The organism is Actibacterium sp., from assembly GCF_041584535.1.
Lineage (GTDB): Bacteria > Pseudomonadota > Alphaproteobacteria > Rhodobacterales > Rhodobacteraceae > Actibacterium_D.
Genome location: NZ_JBFHDW010000143.1, coordinates 1 through 6,740, shown reverse-complemented (window position 1 = coordinate 6,740; position 6,740 = coordinate 1). Strand labels below are relative to the sequence as shown.

The 6,740-nt window shown below is 62.0% G+C and carries 7 protein-coding genes; 6 read left to right on the top strand and 1 reads right to left on the bottom strand.

Features of this window, described 5'->3' with window-relative positions:
* The 3 genes from ABYW26_RS08510 to ABYW26_RS08500 all read left to right on the top strand — a co-directional run.
* Positions 1-508: 3-keto-5-aminohexanoate cleavage protein (locus ABYW26_RS08510; protein WP_372604346.1), on the top strand; the 508-nt coding region annotated here is incomplete at its 5' end.
* Positions 505-1,128, top strand: a complete 624-nt coding sequence (locus ABYW26_RS08505; protein ID WP_372604345.1) for a glutathione S-transferase family protein — start codon at positions 505-507, stop codon at positions 1,126-1,128. The genes ABYW26_RS08510 and ABYW26_RS08505, both read left to right, overlap by 4 nt.
* Positions 1,129-1,192: 64 nt before the next feature.
* Positions 1,193-2,812, top strand: a complete 1,620-nt coding sequence (locus tag ABYW26_RS08500) for a bifunctional 3-(3-hydroxy-phenyl)propionate/3-hydroxycinnamic acid hydroxylase (protein WP_372604344.1) — start codon at positions 1,193-1,195, stop codon at positions 2,810-2,812.
* A gap of 9 nt (positions 2,813-2,821) precedes the next feature.
* Here the strand turns inward: ABYW26_RS08500 and ABYW26_RS08495 are convergent, their stop codons facing one another.
* Positions 2,822-3,604: a helix-turn-helix domain-containing protein gene (locus tag ABYW26_RS08495; protein ID WP_372604343.1), complete on the bottom strand. Its 783-nt coding sequence runs from the start codon at positions 3,602-3,604 to the stop codon at positions 2,822-2,824.
* A 138-nt stretch (positions 3,605-3,742) separates the two neighbouring features.
* Here ABYW26_RS08495 and ABYW26_RS08490 point away from each other — a divergent pair, with 138 nt between their 5' ends.
* The 3 genes from ABYW26_RS08490 to ABYW26_RS08480 all read left to right on the top strand — a co-directional run bounded on the left by ABYW26_RS08490 (position 3,743) and on the right by ABYW26_RS08480 (position 6,711).
* Positions 3,743-4,282, top strand: coding sequence for a TRAP transporter small permease (locus ABYW26_RS08490; protein ID WP_372604342.1), 540 nt, complete (start codon positions 3,743-3,745; stop codon positions 4,280-4,282).
* A 28-nt stretch (positions 4,283-4,310) separates the two neighbouring features.
* Positions 4,311-5,612, top strand: coding sequence for a TRAP transporter large permease (locus ABYW26_RS08485; RefSeq protein ID WP_372604341.1), 1,302 nt, complete (start codon positions 4,311-4,313; stop codon positions 5,610-5,612).
* Positions 5,613-5,721: 109 nt separating this feature from the next.
* On the top strand, positions 5,722-6,711 hold the full coding sequence (locus ABYW26_RS08480) for a TRAP transporter substrate-binding protein (RefSeq protein WP_372604340.1): 990 nt from the start codon (positions 5,722-5,724) through the stop codon (positions 6,709-6,711).
* The last annotated feature ends 29 nt before the right edge of the window (positions 6,712-6,740 follow it).

Here is a 6,740-nt window from a genome sequence, read left to right as displayed (position 1 = left end):
CGCGACGCTGGACCTGAACACCATGGTTTTCGGCAGCGAGGTGGTGATCAACACTCCCGAGAATATCCGCGTCATGGCCAAGGGCATTTACGAGGCCGGTGTCTGCCCCGAGGTTGAATTATTCGACACCGGTGACATTGCCCTGATGAAAGACCTGATGGCCGAGGGCACGATCCGGCAAAACCCGCTGTGCTCGCTGGTGATGGGGGTGAAATACGGGCTGCAACCGTCGCCCGAGACCACGCTTTATGCCCGCGATCAACTGCCCGCTGGTGCGATCTGGACCGGGTTCGGCACCGGGCGTTCGGCATATCAGATGCTGGCGATGTCGGCGATGGCGGGCGGTCAGGTGCGGATCGGCATGGAAGACGCGGCCTGGATGGGGCCGGGCCAATTGGCCCCGTCGAACGCGGCCATGGTTGAAAAAGCCCGGCGCGTTCTTGAGGATCTAGGTTTTGATCTGGCCACCCCGGCCGAGATGCGCGCCAAGCTGGGGTTGCGCGAATGACCCTGACCCTGTTTCACGCCGCCAATGCCTGTTCGCTGGGGATCGCCTTTCTGCTTGAGGAAATCGGCGTCCCTTACCGGGCGCATGTGCTGAACCTGCAAACCAAGGAAAACCGCGACCCGGAATTCCTTGCGCTGAACCCCAAGGGCAAGGTTCCGGCCCTGCTGCGTTCCGAGGGCGGGCTGCTGACTGAATTCCCGGCCATCGCCTATTGGCTGGCCCGCCGGTTCCCCGAGGCCGGGCTGTTCAGTGACGATCTGGAAGAACAGACCCGGATGATCGAGGCATTGGAATTCATCGTCGGCAGCGTGCATATGCGCGGCTTTACCCTGTTCCGGGTGCCGCAGAAATTCGTGCCGGACGCCAAGGCGCAGGACGATCTGCGGGTCTTTGGCCGGGCCGAAACCCAGGCCGGTCTGGCGATCCTGTCCGACAGGCTGGGCGACAAGCCGTTCATGTTCGGCAAGCTCAGCATCGTCGATGCGGCGATGTTCTATAATTTGCGTTGGGCGGTGCAGGAAAACCTGAACATGCCGAAGAACCTGCATGACCTTTATGCGCGGCTGTCGGCGCGCCCCGGCGCCTTGGCCGCCGACGCCCTGATCCCCGCCGTTCACTAAGCGAACGCGGGCGGGCAAACCCATAGACCGCAACCGCCTTTGCGCGTTGCTTGGGGCCAAGAATATGCCGCGGCGCAAGCCGCGTGGAGGAGGACTTGAACACATGACTGCTTATCCGAATGAAATTCCCGTCGTCATCGTCGGCGCTGGCCCGACCGGCCTGACCACGGGCCTGTTGCTGGCGGAATATGGGGTCAATTCGATCATTCTGGATCGCAACAGCGCGCCGATGGATATCCCGCGCGCGATCGTGCTGGACGACGAAGGCGCGCGCACGCTTCAGGTGTTCGGGGCCGACAAGACCTATGTCGCAGGCACCATCATCGGCGATGGCGCTGAATACGTGGATGACGCGGGCATCGTCTTTGCCAAGGTCGGCCGGGGGCTGGATACCTATGGCTTTCCCAAGCGGCATTTCATCAACCAGCCGGAAATGGAACTGGTGCTGCACGAGCATCTGAAAACCTCGGACAAATGCGAGGTGCGTTTCGACAGCGAAGTCACCGGCCTGACGCAGGATGCCGATGGCATCACCGTCAACCTGACAGGCCCGGGTGGCACCGCGCATCAGATCCGTGCGCAATATGTCGTGGCCGCCGATGGCGGGCGCAGCCCGATCCGGGAAAGCCTTGGCATTCAGATGCAGGGCTCGACCTATGCGCAGGACTGGATCGTCATCGACATGCTGAACGATCCCGATCAGGCGCCGCATTCGCGGTTCTTCTGCTCCAATGAACGCCCCACCGTCAGCGTGCCCGCCCCGAATGGCGGCCGCCGTTACGAGTTCATGCTGCTGCCGGGCGAGACCCATGCGCAGGTGCTGGAAGACAGCTTTGTCGATGTGCTGATGGCGCCGTTCCGCACCGTCGATCAGGCCGATGTGATCCGCAAGACCATCTACACCTTTCACGCCCGCATCGCCGACAAGTTCCGCGAAGGCCGCATTCTGTTGGCAGGCGACGCGGCGCATCTGACGCCGCCGTTCGCCGGGCAAGGCATGAACGCCGGTCTGCGCGATGCGTGGAACGTGGCGTGGAAACTGGCCTCGGTGGTGAACAGCGGTGCCTCGGGCAAGATGCTGGACAGCTATTTCACCGAGCGCCGCGACCCCGCTTGGGCGATGATCCAGCTGGCAGTGGCGATGGGCGACATCATCATGCCGATCGAAGAGGACCAACTGAAATTCCGCGAGCAGCTGATGAAGGCGCTCAAGCCGTTCCCGGGGGTGCAGGATTACCTGCTGCAAATGAAATTCAAGCCGCGCCCGCGCTGTGCGCAGGGGCTGTTCCTTGATCTGCAGTCCCAGCTGTTCGAAGGTTCGATCGTGGGCGAGATGATCGCGCAGCCCGATGTGCAGACCGCGACCGGGGAGGAAAAGCTGGACACGCTGTTGGGCGCGGGGTTCGCGCTGATCGCGCAGGATCAGGCCGGGGCCGAGGCGCTGGCCGCGCTGTCGCAAGACCGTCTTGGCGGCCTGCCGCTGGCCCGCGTGGTGCTGGATACCGGCCTTGGCGTCACGCCGGGCGCGCTGTCGGGCGGCACGGTCACCGATCCGCGCGGCAAGACCCTGCGCACCCATCGCGACCAGATCCTGCTGTTGCGGCCTGACCGCTATTGCGCCGGGGCGTTCTATCCGGGGGAATTGGCCAAGGCGCTGGCGACATACGCCAGGGATCTGGCGTAAGCGATCAGATCAGGCGCGGGCCTCGGCGGTTCGCGTCACCTCTTGGCTGATCAGTTGGCAGGTGCGCTCAAGCTTGGCGGCGTATTTGCGGATCATCTCGTCAAAGCTGATTGCCGATTTCAGACACACAACAGTCAGCGAAGCGATTGGCCGGTCGCCTTGAAAGATCGGGAACGAGATCGACAGGGTATGCGCCTTGTAGCCATCGGTGCGATAGCCAAAGCCGCGTGCGCGGGTCCGTTCCAGAATGCGCTGCAAGGTAATCGGGTCATGCGCCAGCGCATGTTCCGGCTTGCCGGTGCTGCGCATGATTTCAAGAATGGCCTTGCGCTCCTCGTCCGGGCAGAAGGCCAGATAGGCATGGCCACCAGCGGTGTGCAGCATCGGGATCATCTTGCCGACCATGCCGACGTCAAAGGAAAACGGGCTGATCTTGTGGGTGGTCTCGCGGATCTGCATCGCGTCCTCGGCAAAGGTGACCAGATCAAGAGGCCAGAGGATTTTCCTGCCCAGCTTGATCATCTCGGGCATCGCGATCTGCCCGACCCATGCCTTGTCCAGAAAGCCCGAGCTGAGCAGGTTGCACCTGAGTGTCGGTCGCCACGCCCCATCGGATTGCGATTGCGCAACAAAGCCCATGCCCTGCAAGGTCTCAAGCAAGCGGAACGCCGTGGCGCGCGGCAGGCCAGTGACATCGGCAATGTCCTGCGTGCGCAGACCGTCGCGTTCGTTGACCGTGGCCAGAATTTCCAAGCCCCGTTCAAGGGCGCGAACCGGCTTGAAAACTGTCATCGGGTCCTCCTTTGGGCGTTCATCCCGTGAACATAAGGTTCATCGAAATTGCACCATTTTCCGGTTTGGGCAACAACTAAGCTATGTGCCCGCGTTCACACAGTGAACAAAGGGCACCGCTTGGGGGAGAAGCGAACGATGTATCGACAATTGCGCGGGCTGACCGAAAAACTGGTCCATGTGATGGCGCTGGTCGGGTTTCTGGGACTGTTGCTGTTGGCGTTGATGGTGACGCTGGACATCCTGCTGAGGTTCTTTTTCGGCACTCCGTTGCAGGGCGTGAATGACATCAGTGCGGTGGTGATGGCCGTGGTGATCGCCGCCTGCATTCCGAAATGCCTGATGATGAAACAGAATATCTCGATCGAGGTTCTGGGTGGCGTTCTGGGCGCGCGGGCCAATCGTTTTCTCAGCGTGTTCGCCAGTCTGGCAGTGCTGTTGTTCTTTGTGCTGATGGTCTGGGAATTCGTGCCCTTCGCCAGAGACACGACTGCCAGCGGTGAAAAGACATGGGTGCTGGGCTGGCCGGTTGGCCCGTGGTGGTGGGCCGCGACCGTGATGATGGGGGCGGCGGTGCTGGCGCAGTTCATCGTGACCGTTGAAGACATCCGGGCCTTGATAACCGGGCAGACGCCCCAAGGCCCCGGCCCGGCGATGGACAGCGACGCCGTTCTGTAACCTGATTTGATAGCGACGGGAGACGCTTATGGATCCGCTTCTGGTGGCCGGGATCGGCTTTGCTTTGATGCTTGGGTTGATCGCCCTGCATGTGCCGATCGGTATTGCGATGGGGTTTGTCGGGGTGACGGGGTTTGGTCTTGTCGTGGGCTGGGGGCCGGCGCTGTCGCTGCTGGCGACCGAACCCGCCGCGACGCTGACCAACCTGAACCTTGCGGTTATTCCGCTGTTCATGCTGATGGGCAACCTTGCCGCCGCGGCGGGCTTGGCGAATGACGTCTATAATATCGCCCACGCCTTTATCGGCCACCGCAAGGGCGGGCTGGCGACGGCGACCATTCTGGGCTGTGGCGGCTTTGGCGCGGTCTGCGGCTCGGGCGTGGCGACCACCGCCACCTTCGGCCGCGTGGCCCTGCCCGAGATGCTTGAGCGCAATTACAAACCGTCGCTGGCCACCGGCTCGATCGCGGCGGGCGGGACGCTGGGCATCATCGTGCCGCCGTCGACGATCATCGTTCTTTACGCCATCCTGACCGAGCAATTCGTGGTCGAACTGTTCACCGCCGCGTTGATCCCGGCCATTCTTGGCGTGGTTCTGTATATCGCCGCTGTGCGCGGCACGATGATGATCGACCCCGACGCCGGGGCCGAGATCGAGAAGCTGCCGATGAAGGAACGCTTTGCAGCGCTGCGCAAGGGCTGGGGCGTGGTGGTTCTGTCGGTCGTTGTGTTGGGCGGGATCTATTCCGGCATCTTCACCGTGAACGAGGCCGCCGCCGTCGGCGTGGTCGTCGCCTTTCTGTTCCTCGTCGCCCGGCACGGGTTCAACGTCAAGGAACTGACCGATGTGCTGGTTCAGGCCAGCGCCACAACGGCGATGATTTATATCATGGTCTTTGGCGCCACGATTTTCTCGTATTTCATGGCGATCACCGATGCGCCGTCGATCATCGTCAATGGCATCGCGGCGCTGGACCTGCCGCCGATGGGCGTGATCATGGCGCTGTTGGTGCTGTATATTTTCCTTGGCGCCTTCTTCGACGAAGTCGCCGCGATGATCATCACCCTGCCGTTCGTGATCCCGGTGGTTCAGCACCTTGGCTTCGATCTGGTGTGGTGGGGCATCATCAATGTCATCGTGATCGAGATCGGCATGATCACCCCGCCGATCGGCATCAACGTCATGGTTCTGAACGCCATGCGCCGCGATATCACCCTGCAGACTATCTACAAGGGGATCATGCCCTTCTTTCTGGCCGACATGGTTCGGCTGGCCATTCTGGTGGCTTTCCCGGTGCTGACGCTGTGGTTGCCCAAGGTGCTGCTGTGACTGGTTCACCTTGTGAACATTGATCGCAAACCGCGCCCGAGCAGGCCGCCGATTGGCTATGGTCCGGTGCAATTCAAAACTGACTTCTGGGAGGAATAAGATGAAGTTCATGAAACTTACCGCCGCTGCGATCGCACTGTCGTCGCTGGTTGGCGCTGCGGCTTCGGCCGAAACCCTGCGGTTCTCAAGCTTTGAGCCGCCGGTCGCATTCCTGACCAAGGAAGTCTTCACCGGCTGGGCCGAGAACGTCACCGCCGCCTCGGGTGGCGAGGTGACCGTCAAGATGTTCCCGGGCGGCACATTGGGTCGGTCGCCGGCGCAACAGCTGCAAATGGTGCAGGACGGCGTCGCGGACATCGCCTTTATCGTTCCCGGCTATAACCCCGGCGTGTTCTCGGGAGTGACCGTGGGCGAGCTGCCCTTCACCGTGACCAACGCCAAAAACGGCTCGGAAGCGATCTGGTCGCTGTATGCGCAAGGCATGCTGGACGGCGATTTCGACAAGTTCAGGATCATCGGCATCTTCACCACCTCGCCGCAGGCGATCGCATCGAAATCGCGGATCGACTTGCCGGCGGACATGAATGGCAAGAACTTCCGCGCCTCGTCGCCGAACCTGCTGGTCGCCATCGAGCAAATGGGCGCTGTGCCGGTGGGTGGCATCACCGGGCCGACCATCGCGGAAAGCGTCTCGCGCGGGTTGATTGACGGCTCGTTCAACGAATGGAACGCGCTGAAATCGTTCCGGATCATGGAGGCCGTCGACAACGTGCTTGAGGTCCCGATGGGCACCACCCCGCTGATGGTGGTGATGAACAAAGAGAAATACGAGGGCCTGTCCGAAAAGGGCAAAGCCGCCGTTGATCAGTTCTCGGGCGCCGCATTCGCCAGCGCCTTTGGCGAAGCCTTCGAAGGTCAGAACAGCGCCGTGCGCGCCGAGGCCGTGGCCGCGGGCAAGCTGAACATCATCGAACCCAGCGACGATCAGGTCGCCGCATGGAAGGCCGCCACGCAGCCCGCCATCGACGCCTGGATCGCCGCAACCCCCGATGGTCAGGCTGTCTATGACGCCTTTGTCGCCGCCATGGCGGCCAACTGATCCGTTCGGATATCTTACCAGAGAAGCGG

What these genes read in the sequence shown, in the direction of transcription:
- ABYW26_RS08505 (WP_372604345.1), top strand. Translation starts at nt 505, where the DNA reads ATGACCCTGACCCTGTTTCACGCCGCCAATGCCTGTTCGCTGGGGATC.
- ABYW26_RS08500 (WP_372604344.1), top strand. Translation starts at nt 1,193, where the DNA reads ATGCCGCGGCGCAAGCCGCGTGGAGGAGGACTTGAACACATGACTGCT.
- ABYW26_RS08495 (WP_372604343.1), bottom strand. Translation starts at nt 3,604, where the DNA reads ATGACAGTTTTCAAGCCGGTTCGCGCCCTTGAACGGGGCTTGGAAATT.
- ABYW26_RS08490 (WP_372604342.1), top strand. Translation starts at nt 3,743, where the DNA reads ATGTATCGACAATTGCGCGGGCTGACCGAAAAACTGGTCCATGTGATG.
- ABYW26_RS08485 (WP_372604341.1), top strand. Translation starts at nt 4,311, where the DNA reads ATGGATCCGCTTCTGGTGGCCGGGATCGGCTTTGCTTTGATGCTTGGG.
- ABYW26_RS08480 (WP_372604340.1), top strand. Translation starts at nt 5,722, where the DNA reads ATGAAACTTACCGCCGCTGCGATCGCACTGTCGTCGCTGGTTGGCGCT.